The following is a 22270-nucleotide window of genomic DNA, read 5'->3' on the forward strand; positions in this document are numbered from 1 at the left end:
CCAGGTCAGCGCGACCTGACGAAGTACTACTAGCGCGTGGTTCAAAGCTGGGAGCTGGTGCGGGGCGGGCAGACCTGACCCTCCCCCGAGAACCCGATCTACCCAGGTTGAGAAACGCTCAGTGATCGTGATCGCGGGCGAACTGGGCCGGCGTCTGGCCGTAGTGGCGACGAAACGTCCGGATGAAGTGGCTGCTGTCGGCGAACTGCCAGTGCGCCGCGATCTCCGAAACCGTGGGGTGGGACGGCGAGAGGAGCGCGCGGCGCGCCTGCTCGAGGCGACGTCGGCGGATGTACGCCGCGACGGGCTCGCCGGTTGACGCGAAGGCCCGGTGCAACGTTCGCAGCGAGACCTTGAGGTGGCGCGCCAGCAGCGCTGGTGTCAGGTCCGGGTCGGTGAGCAGTTGATCGGCGAGGTCGCGGGCCGCGTGGACCAGCGGGCCGGCCAGGCCGGGTTCGCCGCCGTCGAGATATCCGTGCAGAACCCCGCGGACCAGCTCCACCAATGCGTCGCGGCTGGCGCGGACGCCGCCATCGCTGAGGTCGCCGAGTGTCGCGTGGACAACACTCGTGTGTGCCAGCAGCACATGAACTTCCGCGGCGGCGGCCGGGCCGGTCGCTTGCGTGCCGTCGGCGAACAAGCCCAGCGCCTCGGCGGGCAGCCCGATCACCTGGGCGGTAGTGCCCGCGGCGACGTCGTAGCCGGTCAACCCGGTCGAGCGGCTCAGCAGGAACTGGCCGGCGTCGACAGCTATCGTGTCGCGTTCACGTCTGAGGACGTAGGCGCCACGATGCACGACGTAGAGCCGCAGTTCGCCAATGTCGGGAAACGCGGAATCGACCCGTACGCGCGTGGCGGTTTCGAAGTTCGTGATGACCGAGTCCCCGACGCGGGAGGCGAGACCACGAACGACGGCTCCGGCTGTGGCCTCGTGGTGGAACGCGGGCAACGTGAAACCGTCGCCGATCTGCGCTTCCCAGCCGTCGCGGAAGGCGTCGACACCGAGCCGTTCGGTGTCCAGCCGAACCGAGCCGCGTACCGAGTCCATCCGGCCATCCAATCACGTGGCACGCATCGTCGATCGAGACGGCACGCGTGTCCAAGACCGCGGCGGTACCGGATTTCTAGGGTCGGGACGTGGATCCGAAAACCTACCTGCACCTGTACTTGCAGCAGGTGCGCGACGTCCTGGTGTGGAAACTCGACGGCCTGTCCGAGTACGACGCGCGCCGGCCGCTCACCCCGACCGGAACCAATCTGCTCGGACTGGTGAAACACCTGACGGGCAACGAGTTCGGCTACTTCGGCGAAGTGTTCGACCGACCTGCCGACGCGGGGGAGTGGCTGGTCGACCGCACTCAATCGGAGGACTTCCTCGCCCGCCCCGAGGAGAACCGCGAGGACGTCATCGCGCAGTACAAACGGTCGTGGGAGCACGCTGACGCCACCATCGCGGCACTCGATCTCGACTCACCCGGCAAGGTGCCCCACTTTCCCGACGGCATGCGCGACGTGACCTTGCAGTGGATGCTCGTCCACATGATCACCGAGACCTGCCGGCACGCCGGTCACGCCGACATCGTCCGCGAGCTCATCGATGGCCGCGCCGGCTACCACCCAACGGTCAGCAACCTTCCCGACGGGCGGTCCGAGTTCCACGATCGTGTCGAGATCGCGGCACGTGAGGCCGCCCGTATCACCGGCGACCGCACGCGGGACACGTAGTTCAGAACGTCAGCAGGCGAAGAAGCCGCCCAGCACCGGGCGAGCATGGAGACCGCTCTGGAAGGTCTGCGGGCAGATCGCCGCCGAGGCCGCGGGAGCGACGATCGTGCACGGCGGCCACCGCGTCGACCGCTCCGGGTTCTACCTCGAGCCGACGATCATCACGGACATCGGCGAGGACAACCGGGGAGGAGGCGATCCGCCTCGCCAACGCGGCGAAGTACGGCCTGGGCGGCTATGTCTTCGACGCCGGTGCAGAGCACGCCCAGGAGGTGGCGAGCCGGATCGAGGCGGGCACGGTCTACATCAACTCCTGCTTCGCCGACTCGCCGCGGCTGCCGTTCGGCGGGGTGAAGAACTCCGGGTTCGGCCGCGAGCTGGCCGAGCTGGGCATCGGCGAGTTCCTCAACCGCAAGCTCGTGCGGGTCGCACATGCCACCATGTCCGCGTGATGCCTGAGCTCACGGCCGGGGCGTGGGCCGAGCAGGAGGCCGGCCGGGTCCGCGACGACCCCGCCGGCCGCTTGGCGTTGATGGAACGCTGTTACTACGGCCCGTTCGGCCATGCGCCGCAGCACTTGCCGTTCCGCCGGGCCGCGAGGTCGTTCATGCGCTGGCAGCTTCGTCGCGGCGTGTTGCAGCCCGCGTTCGCCGACCGTCCCGGCAGCCCGTGGTGGCGGGCGGTGAACGAACGAATCCTGCGTGACGGCTGCGAGTCGGTGGGGCTGAGCGGCGGGCTGAGCGGGCCGCCGTCGTCGCACACGGCCGCTCAGTGGCTGGCCTTCGCGCGCCGCCCCACCGCGCAGGCCTGGTACCGCGCGCACAACGGCAGCGTGGTCGCGGCTTATCTGGAACACCGCGAGCTGGCGGAGAAGGAGAACGAGCCGGAGCGGTTCTTCATGAACGTCATCCTGTGCCGGGTGCTCTACACCCACGCCCTGGTCGCCGCGCCCCGGCTCTCGCTGGGCTGGTTGCGTGCGCTCGCACCGCTGCTCGGCGACCCGAGGCTCGGGATGACGGGCATCTTCCTGCAGCTGTCCCGCGTGCTGCCGGACCGGTACCCGCTGAGCGACGACGTGCCGTACTTCCTCGGCCAGGAGCACGGGTTCGCCCGGCTCGTCGACTTCGGGATGATCGCGCCCCGGCTGCGGCAGCTCTACGAGTGGTCGGCCCGCGAACTGGCGGCGCCCGGCCTGCTCGACTGCGTTCGCGACGGCGCCCTGACCTACGCCTGGAGGTTCGAGGACCGGCACGTCTGGGACCCGCCCCGCTCGCTCGTCATCCCGGTCATCCAGCGGATCCTGCCGGCGCGTGCAGAGTCGGTGATCTCCTGAGCGGATCCGCTGCTGCCGCCGCCTGCTGCGTGACCGACCACCGCGCGGCGCGTTCGGACAGCTCGGCGAACGCCTCGCGCAGCTCGGGCGGTCCGATCACCTCGATCTCCGCGTCGAACCGGGCCAGTTTCGCGGCCAGCGCGGCCCACGACCACGATCCGGTCAGCAGCCGGGTCTTCGCCGGACCGACCTCCTCTGCGGTGTCGTCGCCGGTGAACGGGGCGACGTCGGCGAGGGACAGGGCGAGCACGACCTCGCCGCGGCACGGCCAGGCGTTGACCGTGTCCGAGCCCTTGAACCGCGCGGACAGGAAGGCCGACACGTCGCCGCCGGGCACCTGTCGCGGTGTGAACCGGGGTCCGTTGGGCACGCGGAGGGTCATCCGGTCGGCGCGATAGGTCCGCCAGTCGTCGCGTTCCGGACTCCACCCGACGAGGTACCAGCGGCCCGCGCGGACCACGAGGTGGTGCGGCTGCACCCGACGTTGCCGGGACTCGTGTCCGGGTGCGAGGTAGTCGAACCGGAGCTCCTCGCGGGCGCGGATCGCGGTGCTCAACGCCACCAGCAGTTCCGTGTCCACCTGGGCGCCACCACTGGCCGGTTCGATCTCCAGCGCGTCGATGCGTTGACGTAGCCGTACAGGCATCACCTGGCGGACGGTCGCGAGTGCCCGTGCCGCGGCCTCCTCGATGCCCGCCCCGGTGCCGACGGCGATCCGCAACGCCACGGCGAGCGCGACCGCCTGGTCCTCGTCGAACAGCAGCGGCGGAACCTGGCTGCCCGCTTCGAGCCGGTAGCCGCCGTCGGGCCCCTTGACCGCGTGCACGACGTATCCGAGCTCGCGCAACCGGTCGACGTCGCGGCGGACCGTGCGTTCGCTGACGCCGAGCCGTTCGGCCAGCAGCAGACCCGGCCAGTCGCGGCGGACCTGCAGCAGCGACAGCAACGACAGCAGGCGGCCAGAGGTGGTCGTCGAGGTGGCGATGGGCATGTTCTCAGCTTGGCACGAGTAGCGGACGTTCCCTGTCCGCTACTGCTGACAAAGTCCGTCTCATGTCACTCAACGCAGTCCCTCACCTGAACTTCCGCGGCCAGGCCAGGGAGGCCCTGGAGTTCTACCGGTCGGTCTTCGGCGGGCAGCTCACCGTCATCACCTACGGCGACTTCGGCATGCCCGCGGAGGTGCCCGGTGCCCAGAACGTCGTCTTCGGCGAGGTCGTGGCCGAGAACGGCTTCCGCGTCATGGCCTACGACGTGCCCGGCACGGACGAGCCGGTCGTCGACAGGCGCACCACCCGTCGCGAGAACGGCACGACGATCACCGAGGAGCCGTTCTTCCTGTCCGTGCGGGGCTCCAGCGTCGGCGAGGTCGCCCCGATCTGGGACGGCCTCGCCGACGGAGCTTCCGTGATCGAGAAGTTCGGCCCGGCGCAGTGGGCACCGGCGTTCGGGATGCTGGCCGACCGGTTCGGCGTCACCTGGATCGTCGACGTGGCTCAGGCCTGAGCGAGGGCGGGTGCGGCCGGCTCGACCGGCCGCTCCGCCCGGACCGCGGCGATGCCACCGACGATCAGCAAGCCGCCGGACAGCTGCAACAGCGTGAGGCCCTCACCCAGCAGCAGCCACGCGAACAGCGACGCCGACACGACCTCCAGCAGCGCGACGAACGACCCGAGCCGCGACCCGAGGATCCCGGACGCGGTGATGCCGGTCGCGTAGGCCAGCGCGGTACCGATGACCGCGACCACCAGCAACGGCACCCACCAGGCAGTGGCCGTCTGGCCGTCGAACAGCGGCACATCGCCGAACGTCGCGGTGAACGGCAGCAGCCCGGTCGCCCCGACGACCGCCAGCACCGGTGCGGCCAGCAACATCCCCGCCCCGGCGAGCGCGACCGGCGGAAGGCCGTTGTTGGGACGCCCGGCGATCGCGAAGTACACGGCGCACGCGATGGCGGCACCGAACGCGGCGACCACGCCGATCGGGTCGACGGCCTGGATCGCACCCGGCCCGATCACGAGCACCAGCCCGCCGATCGCGAGCAGCGAGCCGATCAGCACGACCGGCGCGGGTGTCCTGCCGCTGACCGCCCAGGCGAACCCGACCAGCAGCAACGGCGCGAGGAACTCGATGAGCAACGCCGTCGCCACCGGGATGCGGCTGATCGCGGCGAAGTAGAGGACCTGCGTGGCCGCGACCCCGACGACGCCCATGCCGAGCACGGGCCACCGCGCCTGCCAGAGCAGGTCCCATCTGCCTCTCAGGGAGAACACGACGAACGGCAGCAACACGAGCCCGGCCGTGAACGCTCGCACCGTGACCGCGGCAGCCGGCGACCACCCGGCTTCCAGCAGCGGTTTGACGAACGCTCCCGACGTGCCGAACGAGATGAACGAGACCGCCGCCGCGATCAGACCCGCGGACTTCGACCCAACCCCCACGCCTGCCTCCCACTCCTTGGTCGTGTCATGGCCTAACCTGGCTCACACCCCTGACGGTAGGCTGGTGCGAGTAAGGAGTCAATTTGCGTTTTGCCCATGACACGGAGGAGGTGCTCGGCTTCGTCGTGGCCCTGTGCAATACCGAACCGCCGGCCTCGCGCAGCGGTGCCGACGAGCTGGCCACGATCGAGCAGCTCGACGCGCTGCTCGTGGCACACGGCTACACCGGACGCGTGGACCACGACGAGGCGGAACTGCGCGACGTCCACCGCACACGCACGCTGCTGCGGCACGCGTGGACGCTGGACCGCGACGACTGCGTCGAGGCCGTGAACAAGATGCTGCGCGACGCTCGGGCGTTGCCGCGCCTCGTCCGGCACGACGAGCAGGACTGGCACATGCACGCCACCGAGCCCGACGCACCGCTGGCCGAACGGATGCGGGTGGAGGCCGCGCTCGCGTTCATCGACGTGATCAGGATGAACGAGATGGGCCGGCTGCGGATCTGCGCGGCCGACGACTGCACCGGGTTGCTGCTCGACCTGTCGCGCAACGGGCTCAAGCGGTGCGGCAACCGGATGAACATGATCGCGTTCCGGGAGCGCCGCGCGGAGAGCTAGCTTTCGTACTTTCCTTCGTAGCAACCAAGAATAGGTGACGATCACTCTGTTTTTGCTGGTCAGAACCAGTGTCGCGCTAGGCCGTTCGAGTGGTCTTGGTGAAGGTTGACTGTGCTCCATTCGCACCGTGTGCTTCGCTCCGTCTGCCGTAGAGCCAAGGGGAAGGCTCTACCGACGGGGGAGTCGTTGTGGCATCAGCACGTCTGCGCATGGGCACGTTGGCCGTGATCACCGCTCTGGCGACCACGCTCGCCGTGGCACCGGCCCACGCCGAGCCGGCACCCGCACCACCACCGACGACCCAGCCGGACCAGAACGCGACGCCACCACCACAACTCGCCCAGAATCCCAAGCAGACCCAGGACAGACTCGGCGCGCAGGCCACGGCGACACCTCCCGCGGCGCCGGGCGAGCTGGGACCGATCGACCCCGGCAAGGACGGCTCGCCGGACATCGCGAAGGAACCCTCCAAGGCGCAGCCCATCGCGCCGCTGCCCGCGCTGGACCCCGGACCTGACGGCCGCGTGCCGGTCGACCGCGTGCCGATCGCGCCGAACCCTCCGGTCACGCCGTCCAATTTGGACCTTCCACAGCGACCCGGTCAGGAGCTCGTCGACGCCACGAGCGCAGAGGCGCTGGCCACGCTCGCGAACGCCGGGCGCACCAAGGACGGCAAGCCCGCACTCGACGCCGATGCGTTGCAGCCGCAGGTGAAGTCCGCGCAGGTGGTCGACCCGAGCCGGCCGGCCACGCTGCAGGAGCTGATCGACGCGCTGACGTCCGGCAACCTGCCACCGCCGCTGCCCGTCGACCCATTGGCGTTGCTGCAGCAGCTGCCCGACGGCATCCCGAGGATCACCTACCGCGTCTGCTCCGAGTCGCAGACCAAGGCCGTGTCCTGCTCGCTCACCCTGCCGCTCGGTGTGCCCGCGATCGTCGACGTCACCGGTGACCGCACGCCGGACGTGCTGACCGACCTCGTGCCCGTCGCCGCGCCCGGCGACATCGCGGGCGTCGTCAGGGAGCTCACGAACCTCGACCGCGAGATCAAAACCGCCACAGACCGGCTCAACGTCGTCAACGAGCTGCTGAAGGACCCGCTCAACGTCATCCTGCACCCCGAGCTGCTGATCGAGCGGCTCAACCTCGAAAAGCTGCTGGAAGACCTGGGGAACACGCTCAAGACCAAGACCGAGGCGCTGCTCAACCTCATCCACCTCGGCCTCGGCGTGGTCAACCTCCGGTTGCCCACCAGCGAGTTCGCCGGACGCGACCTGCCCGCGCACGTGTGGGCCGTCTACGACCTCCCGACGCACAAGCGGCTGTCGGTCGGCTTCGACGGGTTCCGGCGCGGCGCGGGGCTGCCCACCGCGGCGGTCGGGCTCTACACCTTCGCACCGTTGCAGGTGCTGCGCGGCATCTTCGACATCAAGGCGAACGTGCTGCAGGCCGGCGCGGCCGGGTCGCTCGCCATCACCGCCGGGCTCTCGAACGTCACGGACGACGACCAGGGCCTGGCCTACGACCCGACTGTGGCGAGCGCGCGGTTCGAGCCCGTGCCGAACGTCTTCACCGCGCACGCGTTCATCGATCCCGGCGCGAGCGACCGCGACCAGAAGGCCACGGTCGACGCGCAGGTCACCAAACGCACCAAGCTCGACGTGCAGGTGCTGTCGAACTCCAGTGCTGCCGACAGGTTCGACCAGCTCGTCGTCGACCAGCTGCCGAACTCGGTGTCGGCCGCGCTCACCCGTCCACGCGACGGCGGTGACGACATCGTCGACTACACCGCGAGCGACGCGATCAACGACGTGCTGTTCGCCGACTTCGTCTACGCCGGGGAGCGGCTCGACGCGTCCGTCCGGGCCGCGGCGAAGAACCTGCCCACCCAGTGGCGTGGTGCGCTCAACTCGGCGAGCGACCGGGTGACGCTCGACTACGACGCGAACGCCGCACTGTCCAGTTTGGACGTCTCGTTCTTCGACCGCGATCCGGCCATCGTGCTGCGCGGCGTGTTGAAGGACCTGCCGACCGTGATCAACGTGGACGCGAACCTGCCCGGCAGGCACGTCCTGTTCGACGCGAGCACGCCGCTCGGTTCGGCGGAGGTGTTCGTGTCCAAGGAACTCGGCGACTACGCGCCGCTCCAGGGCGACCACGCGACGGCCGTGCTGAGCGGGACGAAGCTCGGCGCCAGCGCCCGTGTCACCGGGCTGCGCAAGATCGACGTGTACTTCGACCAGCATCCCCGTGGTGGCACCGAGTTCTCACCGGGCGGCCAGCCGTTCGTCGCCGCGGGAGTGATCGACGGCAAGCAGAAGACCCGCCTCGACGTGTCGAACCTGCCCGCCACCCTGGGATTCGACCTCGACACCACAGCGCGCCGCGTGCAGTTCAACGCGAGCGACGTGGTGCAACGGGTCAAGGCCGCCTACGTCGACACCGCTTCCGGGCCGAGCGCGGTCGCCGCTATCAACGGGCTGCCGCAGACCGTGGACGTGCGCTACGACCTCGGTGACAAGCCCAAGGTGAGCTACCGGGCGTCCAGTGCGGTGCCGCGGGCCGAGCTCTTCGTGAGCCCGCAAGGGGTCGAGCGGCTCGATCCGACCGGCAACCACTACCTCTCCACGGCTCTCACCGACCTGCCGACCGAGGTCGACGTGCTGGTCGACCTGCCCAAGCGGCACCTGGACGGCACGTCGTCCGCGCCGATCGGGTCCATCGCGGCCGTCGCGCGGGTGCCGTTCTCCGGCCGCGACTTCCTCGCGATCGGTGAGCTCACCGGCGTTCCGGCCAAGTACGACGCGGACTTCGCCGACGGACTCATGCGGTTCCGCGGCCTGTCGGGCGCGCTCGGGGCGGCACGGTTCTCCGTCACGAACCACGGCGGCGCCACCATGCCGGCCGGGCAGCACGTCTCGGCGCACTACCGCCAGGTCACCGGCGACTTCGACGGCAGTGTGAGCATCCGCAACCTCACGCTGGCCGAGTACGCCCGCGGGCCTGCGAAGCAGGTGGCGAACCTGCAGCTGAACACCGACGGCCAGCCGGTGTTCGTGGACGCGGACGTGGTGCTCGCCGCGAACGGTGCTGATGACACGCGCCTCGCCGTGACCTCGCGCATCGACCACCTGCCGACGAATCTCACGCTCACGATCGACCTCGCCGACGGCAAGCTCACCTACACCGGTGACAAGTCGATCAGCCTGGCCGCGGATGTGCACGTCGGCAAGGTCTCGGCACTGAACGGGCTCGGCGCGCCGCTGTTCGAGAACGGCGTCGCGGTGCGGGCGAGGGGCTGTGCCGAGGGCGCGGGCTGTGTGAAGGACGGCTCGCCGATCTGCACGCTGTTCGGCAAGTGCCTCGGGCTCGTCGGCACGATCCGGCTGCCCGGCCTGCCGACGTCGCTCGCGGTCGACCTGGTGGGCAAGGAGATCGAGCTCACCGGCTACACCGCCACGGCGCCGCTGACGGCGTACGTGGAGATCAGCGGGTTGCTGCCGAACCTGCCCAGGCTCGAAGGCCAGGTCACGCTGGACGGACTGCCGTCCAACGTGGACCTCACCGTCGGCCCGATCACGGTCGACGGCAACCCCGCACGCGTCGACGTCGGCTACCGCGCGTCGGCACCGCTGGGTGTGCTCACGGTCGCCGCGGAGGCCGACACCCAGACGTCGTTCGGCACGCTGAGGGCCAGGGCATCGGTCGACAAGCTGCCCGCGACCGTGCACGTCGTCGGCACGTTCGACGCCCGCACGACGCTCGGCGTGCACAACTCGGCTGCTATCAACGAGATCAAGGCCGCACTGTCCGGAGTGGACGCCGGGTACCTGAACGCGTCCGCGAACGGCGTGCCCGCCGATCTCGACGTGGTGGTCGACGCGCCGGCGAAGCACTTCGAGTCGGTGGCGTCGGCCCCGCTGGGCGGCATCACCTTCCGCGCGGCGAAGGTGCCGTTCGGCGGACGCGAGTACCACGCGTTCGCGCAGGCCCTGAACATCCCCGCGAAGATGACGGCGGACTGGGCCGACGGCAACTTCAGGTTCCAGAGCACGACCGGGGCGATCGGGTCGGCGGCGTTCGCGGTCACGAACCACGCCGGCACGACCGCTCCGCAGGGCCAACACGTGGCCGCGCACTACAACCAGGGCAACGGTGATCTCGACGCGAGCGCCGCGGTCGGCTCGCTGTCGCTGGTGGCGGTGGCACCCAAGCCGGACGGTGTCGGGTTCGACATGCGGTCGGGTGACGGCACGTTCGCGTTCGACGGCGACTTCCTGCTCGCCGCGGACAACCGGTACACGGCGTTCGGCCGGGTCAGCCTGCCGAGCTCGCTCGACGTGCGGTACGGCGACGGGAAGCTGAGCTACCGCACCGACCGCCCGGTGGGACTGCTCGCCGAGGCCCGCGTCGGCAAGGTCGCGGCGCTCGACGCGATCGGGCAGGTCCCGCTGTACGAGCACGGCATCGCCGCCGAGGCCAGGGCGTGCTCGGGCGCGGGCTGCGCGAAGGACGACTCGCCGATCTGTTCGTTGCTGGGCAAGTGCTTCGGCCTCGTGAGCACGGTGTCGTTGCCGGGGCTGCCCACGGTGGTCGAGGTCGACATGGCGGCCAAGAAGATCGACGTCGTCGGCTACCGGCCGCCTGCTGGCGTGCCGCTCAACGCCTATGTGCGCCTCGACGGCCTGTTCGACGTCGCGCCGTACGCCGCGGCGAAGGCCACCCTGCGTGGCCTGCCATCGCCGTTCGACCTGCACATCGGCCCGTTCGGGTTCGACCAGACCGATCCGAACCGGGCACACGACCTGCAGGTGCAGTACACCGCGTCGGGCGGCATCGACGTGCTGGAGCTGCGGGCAGAGGCGAACACGGCGAAGTACGGGAACCTGCGTGGAGCGGCGGACGTGCACGGGGTGCCGTCGAGCCTGCAGGTGACGGGGGACTTCGGCGACAACAGCCACGTGCGGGTCGCCGCGAACAGCCCGATCAGCATGGTGAACGCCCACGTGACCGGCATGTACCAGGGCGGGGCCGCGTCCGCGCGAGCCCGGCTCACGGACATCCCGGCCTGTGACGCCGGGCCGGACGCGCCGTGCGTGGACGTCGACATCAAGGGCACCGACAACCAGGGCAACGCGCTCAAGGTGCCGGTGATCACCGTCGTGTCGGCGGCACCTGGACTCGACGCCGAGGCGTTCGTGCAGGGCAGGTTCGCCGTGGAGAACAACGAGTCCGGGCTGCGGTTCCAGACCAACGACGTGTTCGCGAAGCTCCTCGACCTCGGCGAGAAGGTCACCGTCACCATCGAGGAGAACGACCTCGGCACGTTCAGCACGCGGCTGCGCTCGGAACCGGGCCCGACCGGCTCGATGCTGGTCGGCGGAGCGTTCGAGCTCAAGCAGACGAGCCCGTTCAAGATCAACGAGTTCGAGCAGGACATCGTGTCCTGCATCAGCATCCCGATCCTCACGCTGCACGTGAACGACGGCCACATCCAGGCGCCGAACGTGCGCATCGGCGGCGTGTACGTGGTGGTCGACGGGGTGCGGGACATGACGATCAAGCCGGGCAAGGCGTACGTCGCGCTCGGCGTCGAGGGCTCGTACGACAGGTTCAGCATGGTCGCGCCGGACGTGCACGCCCAGCTGGACATGGACCTGAGCCTGCGCATCGAGAAGTTCGACCAACCCCTGTTCCCGTTGTACAAGTGGGCATTCAAGACGAATCCGAACGACGTCTACAGTGGACTGCGCTTCCACGTGTACGACATGAAGAAGCGGACGAACGCCGAGTTCCAGGTGCAGATCGGCCCGATCCCGGTCGGGGTGTACGCGGACGAGTCGAGCCCGGGCCTGCTGGGCTACCAGATCCCGGCCGATCCGGGCATCTCCGGGATCACGGTGCTGCCGCCGACGAACCTGGGCGACCCGGCCACGCGGAAGTTCGTGTTCAGCATGATGGATCCGGGCAAGGTGGTGAACGGTCAGATGCAGTACCTGGACGGCGAGTCCGCCCAGCTGCTCGACATCGCGGTGTCGCGGGCGTTCAGCCCGTTCCCGGCCGAGGGCGAAAGCGGAGGCGGTCCTTGCTGAGGAAGTCCCGGGCGGCGGCGCTGGCACTCGTGCTGGCGTCGCCCGCCGCGGTCACCGCGTGCGGTGGCTGCGGCTACCACCTGAGCGTCGAACCGGTGACGGCGCGGGGATCGGATCTGAGCTTGTCGGCCCGGTTGAGCGGGGACGGCGCGGTCGACGGTGTGAAGATCGAGTTCTCCATGCTGGGAACGGACGGCGTCGTGCTCGGCACGGTCGCGACGGGTTCGGACGGCGTGGCGAAACTGGATCGTCCCGGTGCCATCGGCCCGGACTCGGTCAACGGCCGTGCGGTGGCGGGGTGGACCGAGTACCGGGCGAAGGTCTGGTACCTGCAGGACTCGGATCGCGCGGCCGACGCGGTGTGCAGCGAGCCCGCCACCGCGTCGTTCCGCCACGAGCCGTGACTCAGGCCGGGCGACGATCGTTCAGGGCAGGGTGTCGAACGGGCGCGGGAAGTCCCGCGTTCCGGGGGTGTCGAGCCGGTGGACGACGTTCGTGCCGTGGCCGGCGACCACCCAGGACGTGTCGTCGAGGTTCTGGTGCAGCGACACGAGGCGTTGCGGCGTGCGCGGATTCAACCTCCGCGCACGTGTCGGCGACAGCCTCCGCAGATGACGTGCGTCAGAGACCGATGAGAACTTTGCCGCGGGTGTGGCCGCCCTGGACGTGGGCGTGCGCGTCGGCGGCTTTCTCCAGCGGGTAGGTGGCCTGCAGGGGCGGGGTGTACGAGCCGTTCTCGCCCAGCCGGGACGCTTCGGCGAGGTGCGTGGCGGCGTTCGCGTTGCCCGAGACGAGGGTGACGCCGAGAGCGGCGGCACCGAAGTCGGCGATCGTCGCGACGCGGGAGTTGTCACCGACGATCGCCACGATGTCGGTCAGCGAGCCGGAACCCGCCGTGTCCACCGCGGCGTCGACTCCGTTCGGTGCGACGGCGGCGACCCGCTCGGCCAAGCCCGCTCCGTAGGTGAGGGGGACGGCGCCGAGCCCACGGAGGAACTCGTGGTTCGCCTCGCTCGCGGTGCCGATCACCGTGGCGCCTCTGGCGACGGCGATCTGCACGGCGGCGGAACCGACACCGCCGGCCGCTCCCTCGATGAGCACGGTCTGGCCGGAGATGTCGCCGACGGCGTCGAAGCAGGCCAGGGCGGTGACGGACGCCAGCCCGGCGGCGGCGGCCTGTTCCGCGGTCCAGGTGCTGGGCACGGGCGCCCAGGCGGTGAGGACCGCGTGCTCGGCCGTGGTGCCCTGACCGAGGCCGAACACGTGGTCGCCGGCCTCGACGCCGGTGACGCCCTCGCCGACCTCGTCGACGACCCCGGCCGCGTCGATGCCGGTGATCGCGGGGAACGTGGTCGGCATGACCTGGGCGAGGTAGCCGGCCCTGACTTTCAGGTCGAACGGGTTGACGCTGGCGGCCTGGACTCTGATCCGGACCTCGCCGGGACCGGCGTGCGGGTCGGGCGCGTCCTCGACCGTGAGGACGTGCGGGTCGCCGAACTCGTGGAAACGAACTGCGCGCATGGCGGTCTGCCTTTCACTGGAAGGAGATTCCCCCAGCACCGCGGACCACCAGTGTCATCCCGGCCGCGCGCTCCGGCGCGTCCAAAGTGCTACCAGTCCAAAGTGCTACCAGGACGTGCCGCAGCCGGCGATCCACCACGGTTCGCGCGCGGCCACAGTGGACAGCACGGGCCGGTCCACGCATCGCCTTCGGTTCGCCGCGAGGACGTCCGCTCTGAGCTCCTGCAGGAAGAGGACGCCGGGCATCAGCGCCACGATCTCCCGCTGACAGGCGACGCAGTGGCTGCTGTGGCGCCGGAACTCGGCGGTCTCGTCGGGTGAGAGCATCTCGAGCAGGTAGCTGCCGGCGGAAACGGCGTGCGGACAGGCGTCGGGCAAGGCACTCCTCCACGTCTTCGGGGCAGGGAGTGGACGAGCGGCGGCGCTGGGGGGCAGGCCGCCGCCCGTCCTGGAACAGGCGACCCGGTGAGGGGAGAGTGACCGGGTCGCCTGGGCAGGTCAGCGGGTGGGTTTGCCCGGCGTGTGATCGGGGTTGCCCGGCGTGTCGGGCTTCTCGGGCTTGTCGCCCTTGTCCGTGTTGCCGGGCTTGTCGGCGAGCAGGCCGGCGCAGAAGGCGGGGACCCGGTCGGCACCGCCCGCGGCGGTGACCAGGGCGCTGAACGCCGGGTTCTCGCGGGCCTTGCCGTGTTCCGCCCCCGCGCCCGAGCTGTAGGCCTGGCACAGCCCCTTGAGCGACGGCGAGGGAGAAGCGCTGTTGTCCGGCTTCCTGTCAGGCGTGCCGGGATTGGCGGGTTTTGTGGTCGTGGACGTGCTGACGACCTTCGTGCCGGCCGTGGGCGCGGGTTCCTCACGCTGCTGACCGGGCAGTGCTCCGGCCGCGGCGGCCAGCGCGATTCCACCGGCGGCGGCCGCCGCGGTCGCGGCGATCTTCACAGACAGCAGGCTGAGCATCCGGGGTCTCCGTGGCTGAGGGGCGGCGGTCGGACGAGCGGCCAGGAACGCCGTCACCGCGGCCTGCTCGCCGGCCAGCTCGTGGTCGCGGGCAGGTGCGGTCGCCGCCGCGAGCAGGTCGCTCAGGCGGTCGTGTCCGGCACGGTGGTCGCTCATCTCACGTCCTTCAGCGTCAGTGCTCCGGTTTTTGTCACTCCGATGGTGTTCGCACTGGTAGGGGCGCTGCGTCGAGCTGTGCGGACAGGGTGCGCAGACCGCGGTGCGCGGCGGTGCGGACGGCGCCGGGGCGTTTGCCGAGCACCTTCGCTGCCGACTTCGCGTCCAGACCGACGACGACGCGCAACAGCACGGCTTCGGCCTGGTCCGGGGGGAGCCCGGCGATCAGTGCGAGCGCGTCGCCGGTGGAGACGGAGTCCAGGGCCGCCTGAGCGGTGTCGTCCAGCGAGGCCCGCTCGGCCACGTCCTCGACCGGCACCAGCGGCCGCCGCTGCTGACGGCGCAGGTGGTCCATCGCACGGTTGCGGGCGATCGTGGTCGTCCAGCCGCGGAACCCGTCGAGGTCGCCGCGGAACGAGCTCAGGTCACGCGCGATCTGCAGCCAGGCGTCGGACGCGACGTCCTCCGCGTCCGCACCCACGAGCACCTGGAGGTACCGCAGCAGCTTCGGCTGGACATCCCGGTAGAGGGTTCGGAAGGCGTCCTCGTCGCCCAGGCGCGCCGCGGTCAGCACCTCGTCCGCACTCCGCATCCGCGGCATCCTGAACCAAGGTCCGGCTCCTGCCAAGCCCTTGTCTTCTCGTCGGATGTGTAATAAGGACCGTCCACATCGGACGGATCTGGCGGCTGCCGCGCGGGCGGTGCCAGGCACCGCCCGCGGTGGTCAGGCAGTCTGGAGCGCGGGCTTCGGCTGGGCGAGGAGCAGGCCGAGAGCGCCGAGTGCGATCAACGCGGCGATCGGCGGCAGTGCGAGCAGGCCGACGTTGCTGACGATCACGCCGCCGAACACCCCCGACAGTCCCACGCCGAAGTAGATCGCGGAGGCGTTGACGGACAACAGGAGCCCGCTCGACTCACCGGGCGCGAGCTCGATCAGCCAGTTCTGGATCGGCGGGTTCACCGACCACGTGAACAGGCCCCACACGAACAGCACGATGCCCGCGGTCGCGGCCGTCGTCGCGGTGAACGGGAGCGTGGCCAGGACGACGATGAACACGGCGAAGATCACGAGCAACGGCACGCGGCTGCCGAAGCGGTCGGTGATGCGGCCGCCGAGCGTGTTGCCGATCGCGCCGCCCACGCCGTAGACGAGCAGCAGCACGCTGATCGTCCAGCCGTGCACGTTCGCGATGCTCGTCAGGATCGGCGCGATGTAGGTGAACACGCTGAACGCGGCGAGGCAGGCGAGCACGGTCATGCCGAGCACCAGCAGCACACGGCGGTCCTTCGCGGCCTCGAACCGCTCGCGCAGGCCGGCGAACGGCGGCGCCGGGACCCTGGGCACGCCGAACTGGATGGCGAACGCGCCGAGCACCGAGATGACCGCGACGGACGCGAACACGCCCTGGTAGCCGAGTTGCTCGCCGATGACGTTGCCCAGCGGCACGCCCAGGATCAGTGCGAACGTCAGGCCGCCGAACACGGTCGCGACGGCGCGGCCGCGGTGGTCCGGCGGGGCGAGGACGGTGGCGACGGTGGTGGCCACCGGGGTGAAGGCGGCGGCGCCGAGTGCGCTGATCACGCGGGCGCCGAGCAGCAGTTCGAACGTCGGCGCGATGGCGGCCAGCGCGTTGCCCACCGCACTGGTCAGCAGCGCGGCGATCATGAGTTTTCTGCGCTCCCAGCGGCCGGTGACCACGGCCAGCACGGGCGAGGTGAGCGCGTAGGCGATGGCGAACGCGGTGACGAGCTGGCCGGCCGCGGCAGGGGAGACCTGCAGTTCGCGGCTGACGGCTGGCAGGACTCCGGTGACGATGTAGCCGCTGGTGCCGACCGCGAAAGCGCCGGCCGCGAGCAGGTGGATGCGAGACAAGGTGACCCCTTCGACGGCTAGTACGAGAGTCACCGTACTACGAAACTCGTCGAACTACGATGAATCTCGTACTATGGACACCATGAGTGACGAGCTGGTGCATCCCGAGCGCGACGAGATCCGCATCGAGGCGGTGCTGCACGCGCTCGCCGACCCGGTGCGGTTGCACCTGGTCAGGGAGATGGACCGGATCGGCGTCGGGGTGGCGTGCGGCGCGATCGAGCTGCCGGTGACCAAGTCGACGCGCACCCATCACCTGCGGACGTTGCGGGAGGCCGGGGTGATCCGGATGCGCAAGGAGGGCACGTCGCGCATCGGGACGGTCCGGCGGGACGACCTGGATGCGCGGTATCCTGGGCTGCTCTCCGCGATCTTGTCCGCCGAGAGCTGAAGGTCACCCCGAGTTCTTCCGGTCGTGTCCTGGCGATCGCCGGACGTTCTTCGGTAGCAGGTGACATCTGACTCCTCCACCCGCTGCCGAGGGAGTCAGCCATGTCCGGTGTCGACCGCCGTCAATTTCTGAAACTCAGCGCCGCGACGACGGCTCTCACCGCGCTGTCGGGGAGCATCGCGCGGGCCGCCGAGATCGCGCCCGCCTCCCGGACCGGCACCATCGAGGACGTCGAGCACGTCGTCGTGCTGATGCAGGAGAACCGGTCGTTCGACCACTACTTCGGCTCGCTGCGGGGCGTGCGCGGGTTCGGTGATCCGCGGCCGGTGACGCTGCCGAGCGGCAAGTCCGTGTGGCACCAGTCCAACGGCGTCACGGACGTGCTGCCGTTCCACCCCGCGGCCGACGACCTGGGCATGCAGTTCCTGCAGGACCTCGACCACGACTGGAACGGTGGCCACCTCGCGTTCAACGGCGGCAAGTACGACAGGTGGGTGCCCGCGAAGACCGCGACCACCATGGCGTACCTGAACCGCCGCGACATCCCGTTCCACTACGCGCTCGCCGACGCGTTCACGATCTGCGACGCGTACCACTGCTCGTTCATCGGGGCGACGGACCCGAACCGGTACTACATGTGGACGGGCTTCACCGGCAACGACGGCACTGGTGGCGGGCCGGTACTGGGCAACGACGAGAAGGGCTACGGCTGGAGCACGTATCCCGAGCGGCTGGAGAAGGCCGGCGTCTCGTGGAAGATCTACCAGGACGCCGGTGACGGGCTCGACGCGAAGGGCGGCTGGGGCTGGATCAACGACGCCTACCGCGGCAACTACGGCGACAACTCGTTGCTGTACTTCAACAACTACCGCAACGCCAAGCCGGGCGACGCGCTGTACGAGAAGGCGCGCACCGGCACGAACATCAAGGCGGGCGGCACGTTGTTCGACGTGCTGGCGGCGGATGTCGAGAACAACCGGCTGCCGCGGGTCTCGTGGATCGCGGCGCCCGAGGCGTACACCGAGCACCCGAACTGGCCCGCGAACTACGGCGCCTGGTACATCGCGAAGGTCCTCGACGCGCTGACGTCCAATCCGGCCGTGTGGGCCAAGACCGCGCTGTTCATCACCTACGACGAGAACGACGGCTTCTTCGACCACGTCGTGCCGCCGTACCCGCCGTCGTCCGCGGCACAAGGACTGTCCAGTGTGGACGTGAAGGATGAGCTGCACCCCGGTGGTGGCGGCTATGTGGCGGGCACGTACGGGCTGGGGCAGCGGGTGCCGATGCTCGTGGTGTCGCCGTGGAGCACCGGCGGCTACACGTGCTCGGAGGTGTTCGACCACACGTCGATCATCCGGTTCCTGGAAACGCGGTTCGGCGTGCACGAGCCGAACATCTCGCCGTGGCGGCGCGCGATCTGCGGCGACCTGACGTCGGCGTTCGACTTCACCGCCAAGAACACCAAGTCGCCAGCGCTGCCCGACACCACCGGTTACGCGCCGCCGGACCGCGACCGGCACCCCGACTACGTGCCGGTGCCGCCGCTGGCCGGGTCGATGCCGGTGCAGGAACGCGGATCGCGCCGGACCAGGCCGCTGCCGTACGAGCCGGTCGTCGACGCCTCGGTGAACGGCGGCAAGATCACGCTCAGCTTCACCGGCGGCACCAAGGCGGGCGCGCAGTTCTACATCACGGCGCAGAACCGGGGTGACGGCCCTTGGACCTACACGACCGCGGCGGGCAAGCAGCTCTCCGACACCTGGAACACGGCGTACTCGCTGGGTGCCTACGACCTGACCGTCCACGGCCCCAACGGGTTCCTGCGCGAGTTCAAGGGCAGCGCGGCCGCCGCTGAGGTGACCGCGCGGCATTCGGGCTGCAACCTGGTGCTGCGGTTCACGAACGCGGCCACCGCGACGAGGCACCTCGAGGTCACGAACGCGTACGGCGGCTCGATCAACGTGACGGTGCAGCCCGGCCGGACCATCACGCGCGTCATCGAGCTGACGAAGTCGAAGCGCTGGTACGACATCTCGGTGGTGTCCACTGAGGACTCCGGTTACCTGCGCAGGTTCGCAGGTCACGTGGAGACCGGCGCTCCCGGCGTCAGCGACCCGGCGATCCGGACGGCGTGACCGGACCGGTGCCGTCAGGGCACCTGCCAGGTCTTCTTCCCGTGAGATCGAGTTCTCCGGTGTGGAGACCTTCGACGAGGCGTACGTGCGGGTGCGCCACGACCTGCGATTCGCCGACCCGCGCCGCGCCCCGGTGCCGTTGCTCAAGATGCGGTACGAGAACACCAGGACCGGGGTGGCAGTGAGGGGGACCGGCGTGGTCTCGCCGATCTGGGCACCCTGCGGCGAGAGCTGGACGCCCTGGTGACCTGGGTTCGGGAGCGCGTGCTCAGCTGATGACGGGCGTGACCGCCCGGCTGCGCGAGAACCGCAGCTCGCTGTCCACGACGGGCAAGCGGCGCAACAGCTTCACGTCGCTGAAGTAGCTCATCGACGTGAGCCACGGTGCCCGCTCGCCCTGTCGTGGCAGCTGGTCCACGACGCGCTGCAGGTAGCCCGCCCCGAAGTCCAGGAACGGGCGGGTCGGCGCGCCAGGATCGGCCACCACCGGCCGCGCGGTGTCGTAGCCGTGCGCGTCCATGTGGGCGAGCAGCCGGCAGAAGTGCTCGCACAGCAGGCCGACCTTCAGCGTCCACGACGAGTTCGTGTACCCGATGGCGTAGGCGAAGTTCGGCACGCCGGACAGCATCATTCCCTTGTACGCCAAGGTGTCCGGCAGGTTCACCGGCGAGCCGTCGACGGTCAGGGACATCCCGCCGAACGCCTGCACGTTGAGCCCGGTCGCGGTGACCACGATGTCGGCGTCGATCGTGCGGCCGGACGCGAGCTGCACCCCGGTCTCGGTGAACGTCGTGATCCGGTCCGTCACCACGGACGCCTTGCCGCGGCTGATGGCCTTGAACAGGTCACCGTCCGGCACGACGCAAAGCCTTTGGTCCCACGGGTTGTACGGCGGGTTGAAGTGCTCGTCGACCGGATAGCCCTCGGGCAGCAGCTTGGCGTTGAACCGCCGGATCAACCGTCGCGCCGCCTGCGGGAAACGCTGCGAGAACCGCCAGGTCAGTTGCTGCTGCAGGATGTTCTTGCGCCGGGTGAGCGCGAACGCCCGTTCCTCGCTGAGCACCTTGCGCAGCAGGTTGCGGATCGGATCCTGGGCAGGCAACGGCAGCACGTAGGTCGGAGTGCGCTGCAGCATGGTCACGTGGCCGGCCGCGGGAGCCATGGCCGGCACGATCGTCACCGCCGTGGCGCCTGATCCGATGACGAGCACCCGCTTGCCCGCGTAGTCGAGGCCCTCCGGCCAGTGCTGCGGGTGCACGATCTGCCCGCCGAAGCGTTCCCTGCCCTCGAACTTCGGCGTGTAGCCCTCGTCGTAGCGGTAGTAGCCGCCCGCGCAGAACAGCCACGAGCAGGTCAGCGTCTCGCGTTCGCCGTTCTTCTCGACCTCGACGGTCCAGTGCGCGTGCTCCGACGACCAGGACGCGGCGATCACCTTGGAGTTGAACCGCACGGCCTGGTCGATGCCGTGCTCCGAGGCCGTTTCCTTCAGGTAGGCCAGGATCTTGCCCGCGCCCGCGATCGAGTCCTCGTCGCGCCACGGCTTGAACTCGTACCCGAACGTGTGCAGGTCCGAGTCCGACCGGATGCCGGGGTAGCGGAACAGGTCCCACGTGCCGCCGATGGCCCCGCGCGCCTCGAGGATCGCGTACTTCTTCTGCGGGTGTTCGCGCTGCAGGTAGTACGCGGCGCCGAGGCCCGAGATACCCGCGCCGACGATGAGGACGTCGAGGTCAGCCATGTACTCATAGTGGCCGGGGTGACGCCGGTCACGAAAGCACGAACTGCACCTGTTCACCCGGCTTGTGGTGCAATGTGCACCATGTCGTGGGAGCGTCCGTCGCGGCGGGTGCGCGAGCTGATCCGGCGTGGCGCGGAGATCGCACTCGATCCGCCCGCCGAGTGGCTGGCCGAGCTGGACACGGCGACGCTGGCCGGGGAGAACCGCCGCCAGGTCGCCGAGGATCCGGTGCTCGCCGCCGCGTTGAAGCGCACGAACCGCTCGAACCTGCTCGGCTGGGCGTCGGCCAACGTCCGGGCACCGGGAGAGCGCGTGCCCGCGGACCTGGGCGAGGCGCCGCTGGCGTTCGCGCGCGACCTGATCCGCCGCGGACTCGACGAGTCGGCGCTCGACGCCTACCGCACCGGGCAGGGGGTCGCACTGCGGTTGTGGATGCGGATCGTGTTCTCGCTGACGTCCGATCCCGACGAGCTGCGCGAGCTGACCGACGTGTCGTGCCGGTCGATCTCGGCGTTCGTCGACGACACCGTGGCCGCGATATCGGTGCAGATGACCCGTGAACGCGAGCAGCTCACCCGCGGCACGCACGCGGAGCGCCTGGAGACCGTGACGCTGCTGCTCGACGGCGCGCCGATCACCACCGCTCGTGCCGAACAACGCCTCGGCTACCGGCTCTCCGGCGAGCACACGGCCGCGATCGTGTGGAGCGACGACGCGCTGGGCGACCTGGACCGGGTGGCCGACGTGCTCGCTTCCGCCGCAGGGGACTCCCGTCCACTGACCGTCCTGGCCAGCGCCGCCACCAGGTGGGTGTGGGTGCACGGCTCGCCGGACCTGGACGTGCTCCGCGCGGGCGTCGCCCGTTTCCCGGCCGTGCGGGTGGCGCTGGGGTCGAGCGCCCTGGACGCGGACGGGTTCCGGCGCAGCCATCTCGATGCCGTGACGGTCCAGCGGATGCTCGCCCGGCTGGCGTCACCGCAACAGCTCGCGACGCACGAGGAGGTCGAGCTGGTCGCGCTGCTCACCACGGACGCCGAGCGAGCCGACCGGTTCGTCCGCCGCACCCTCGGGGCTCTCACCGGCGACTCCGAAGCGGTCGAGGCGTTGCGTGCGTTCATCGCGGCTCAGTGCAACGCGACTGAGGCAGCGGCAGCGCTCTACGTGCACCGCAACACGCTGCTGCGCCGCCTGGCCCGTGCGGAGAAGCTGCTGCCACGGCCGCTGGAGCACAACCTGGTGCACGTCGGTGTCGCGCTGGAAGTGCATCGGTGGTGACCGGAATTTCCATGCC

At 69.9% G+C, this 22270-nt stretch carries 20 protein-coding genes and 1 pseudogene; 11 read left to right on the forward strand and 10 right to left on the reverse strand.

From position 1 onward, the window contains the following. Positions 1 to 118: 118 nt before the first annotated feature. Positions 119 to 1048: a helix-turn-helix domain-containing protein gene (locus tag UK23_RS49715; protein WP_045312620.1), complete on the reverse strand. Its 930-nt coding sequence runs from the start codon at positions 1046 to 1048 to the stop codon at positions 119 to 121. 89 nt (positions 1049 to 1137) lie between these two features. On the opposite strand from UK23_RS49715, the gene UK23_RS17515 reads away from it, so the two are divergent. The 3 genes and pseudogenes from UK23_RS17515 (at position 1138) to UK23_RS17525 (ending at position 3058) form a co-directional block, all read left to right on the forward strand. Next, entirely contained in the window at positions 1138 to 1725 is a 588-nt protein-coding gene (locus tag UK23_RS17515) for a DinB family protein (RefSeq protein ID WP_045312621.1), read from the forward strand. 194 nt (positions 1726 to 1919) lie between these two features. Further along, positions 1920 to 2177 (forward strand): annotated as a pseudogene (locus UK23_RS17520) (aldehyde dehydrogenase family protein); the annotation flags it as partial. Then, entirely contained in the window at positions 2177 to 3058 is an 882-nt protein-coding gene (locus UK23_RS17525) for a hypothetical protein (protein ID WP_045312623.1), read from the forward strand. The pseudogene UK23_RS17520 and the gene UK23_RS17525, both read left to right, overlap by 1 nt. On the opposite strand, the gene UK23_RS17530 is transcribed toward UK23_RS17525, so the two are convergent. Further along, the gene (locus tag UK23_RS17530; protein ID WP_045312624.1) at positions 3012 to 4049 is read right to left on the reverse strand and encodes a helix-turn-helix transcriptional regulator; all 1038 of its coding nucleotides are present in this window, start codon (positions 4047 to 4049) and stop codon (positions 3012 to 3014) included. The two genes, UK23_RS17525 and UK23_RS17530, sit on opposite strands and share 47 nt — an antisense overlap. Before the next feature lie 62 nt (positions 4050 to 4111). On the opposite strand from UK23_RS17530, the gene UK23_RS17535 reads away from it, so the two are divergent. After that, complete coding sequence (locus UK23_RS17535) at positions 4112 to 4564, forward strand: VOC family protein (protein ID WP_045312625.1); 453 nt, start codon at positions 4112 to 4114, stop codon at positions 4562 to 4564. Here the strand turns inward: UK23_RS17535 and UK23_RS17540 are convergent. Further along, positions 4555 to 5499 carry an EamA family transporter gene (locus tag UK23_RS17540; RefSeq protein ID WP_045312626.1) on the reverse strand — a complete coding sequence of 315 codons (945 nt, stop codon included), beginning with the start codon at positions 5497 to 5499 and terminating at the stop codon, positions 4555 to 4557. The two genes, UK23_RS17535 and UK23_RS17540, sit on opposite strands and share 10 nt — an antisense overlap. Positions 5500 to 5582: 83 nt before the next feature. On the opposite strand from UK23_RS17540, the gene UK23_RS17545 reads away from it, so the two are divergent. From UK23_RS17545 to UK23_RS17555, 3 genes are all read left to right on the forward strand, one after another. After that, complete coding sequence (locus UK23_RS17545) at positions 5583 to 6119, forward strand: CGNR zinc finger domain-containing protein (RefSeq protein WP_082114740.1); 537 nt, start codon at positions 5583 to 5585, stop codon at positions 6117 to 6119. A gap of 188 nt (positions 6120 to 6307) precedes the next feature. Next, the gene (locus UK23_RS17550) at positions 6308 to 12211 is read left to right on the forward strand and encodes a hypothetical protein (RefSeq protein WP_156213185.1); all 5904 of its coding nucleotides are present in this window, start codon (positions 6308 to 6310) and stop codon (positions 12209 to 12211) included. Further along, positions 12205 to 12615, forward strand: coding sequence for a hypothetical protein (locus UK23_RS17555; protein ID WP_156213186.1), 411 nt, complete (start codon positions 12205 to 12207; stop codon positions 12613 to 12615). The genes UK23_RS17550 and UK23_RS17555 overlap by 7 nt, the downstream gene beginning before the upstream one ends. Before the next feature lie 21 nt (positions 12616 to 12636). Here UK23_RS17555 and UK23_RS51680 read toward each other — a convergent pair whose 3' ends face one another. From UK23_RS51680 to UK23_RS17580, 6 genes are all read right to left on the reverse strand, one after another. After that, positions 12637 to 12789, reverse strand: coding sequence for a hypothetical protein (locus tag UK23_RS51680; RefSeq protein ID WP_156213187.1), 153 nt, complete (start codon positions 12787 to 12789; stop codon positions 12637 to 12639). Positions 12790 to 12832: 43 nt separating this feature from the next. Further along, a complete protein-coding gene (locus UK23_RS17560; protein ID WP_045312629.1) occupies positions 12833 to 13732 on the reverse strand; it encodes an NADP-dependent oxidoreductase in 900 nt (299 codons plus the stop codon). A gap of 105 nt (positions 13733 to 13837) precedes the next feature. Beyond that, positions 13838 to 14110: a hypothetical protein gene (locus UK23_RS17565; protein ID WP_045312630.1), complete on the reverse strand. Its 273-nt coding sequence runs from the start codon at positions 14108 to 14110 to the stop codon at positions 13838 to 13840. Positions 14111 to 14230: 120 nt separating this feature from the next. Continuing rightward, on the reverse strand, positions 14231 to 14839 hold the full coding sequence (locus tag UK23_RS17570; RefSeq protein ID WP_045312631.1) for a hypothetical protein: 609 nt from the start codon (positions 14837 to 14839) through the stop codon (positions 14231 to 14233). A gap of 34 nt (positions 14840 to 14873) precedes the next feature. Next, positions 14874 to 15431, reverse strand: coding sequence for an RNA polymerase sigma factor (locus UK23_RS17575; RefSeq protein WP_045312632.1), 558 nt, complete (start codon positions 15429 to 15431; stop codon positions 14874 to 14876). Positions 15432 to 15563: 132 nt separating this feature from the next. After that, positions 15564 to 16712: an MFS transporter gene (locus UK23_RS17580; protein ID WP_231114541.1), complete on the reverse strand. Its 1149-nt coding sequence runs from the start codon at positions 16710 to 16712 to the stop codon at positions 15564 to 15566. A 73-nt stretch (positions 16713 to 16785) separates the two neighbouring features. On the opposite strand from UK23_RS17580, the gene UK23_RS17585 reads away from it, so the two are divergent. The 3 genes from UK23_RS17585 to UK23_RS17595 all read left to right on the forward strand — a co-directional run bounded on the left by UK23_RS17585 (position 16786) and on the right by UK23_RS17595 (position 19488). Beyond that, on the forward strand, positions 16786 to 17103 hold the full coding sequence (locus UK23_RS17585) for an ArsR/SmtB family transcription factor (RefSeq protein ID WP_045312634.1): 318 nt from the start codon (positions 16786 to 16788) through the stop codon (positions 17101 to 17103). 101 nt (positions 17104 to 17204) lie between these two features. Beyond that, positions 17205 to 19241: a phosphocholine-specific phospholipase C gene (locus UK23_RS17590; protein WP_045312635.1), complete on the forward strand. Its 2037-nt coding sequence runs from the start codon at positions 17205 to 17207 to the stop codon at positions 19239 to 19241. Positions 19242 to 19302: 61 nt separating this feature from the next. Continuing rightward, a complete protein-coding gene (locus UK23_RS17595) occupies positions 19303 to 19488 on the forward strand; it encodes a hypothetical protein (protein WP_045312636.1) in 186 nt (61 codons plus the stop codon). A 21-nt stretch (positions 19489 to 19509) separates the two neighbouring features. On the opposite strand, the gene UK23_RS17600 is transcribed toward UK23_RS17595, so the two are convergent. After that, positions 19510 to 20979 carry a flavin-containing monooxygenase gene (locus tag UK23_RS17600; protein WP_045312637.1) on the reverse strand — a complete coding sequence of 490 codons (1470 nt, stop codon included), beginning with the start codon at positions 20977 to 20979 and terminating at the stop codon, positions 19510 to 19512. 81 nt (positions 20980 to 21060) lie between these two features. Between UK23_RS17600 and UK23_RS17605 the strand changes: the two genes are divergently transcribed. Beyond that, the gene (locus tag UK23_RS17605) at positions 21061 to 22254 is read left to right on the forward strand and encodes a PucR family transcriptional regulator (protein WP_045312662.1); all 1194 of its coding nucleotides are present in this window, start codon (positions 21061 to 21063) and stop codon (positions 22252 to 22254) included. The last annotated feature ends 16 nt before the right edge of the window (positions 22255 to 22270 follow it).

Origin of the sequence: Lentzea aerocolonigenes (genome assembly GCF_000955955.1) — a bacterium.
Lineage (GTDB): Bacteria > Actinomycetota > Actinomycetes > Mycobacteriales > Pseudonocardiaceae > Lentzea > Lentzea aerocolonigenes_A.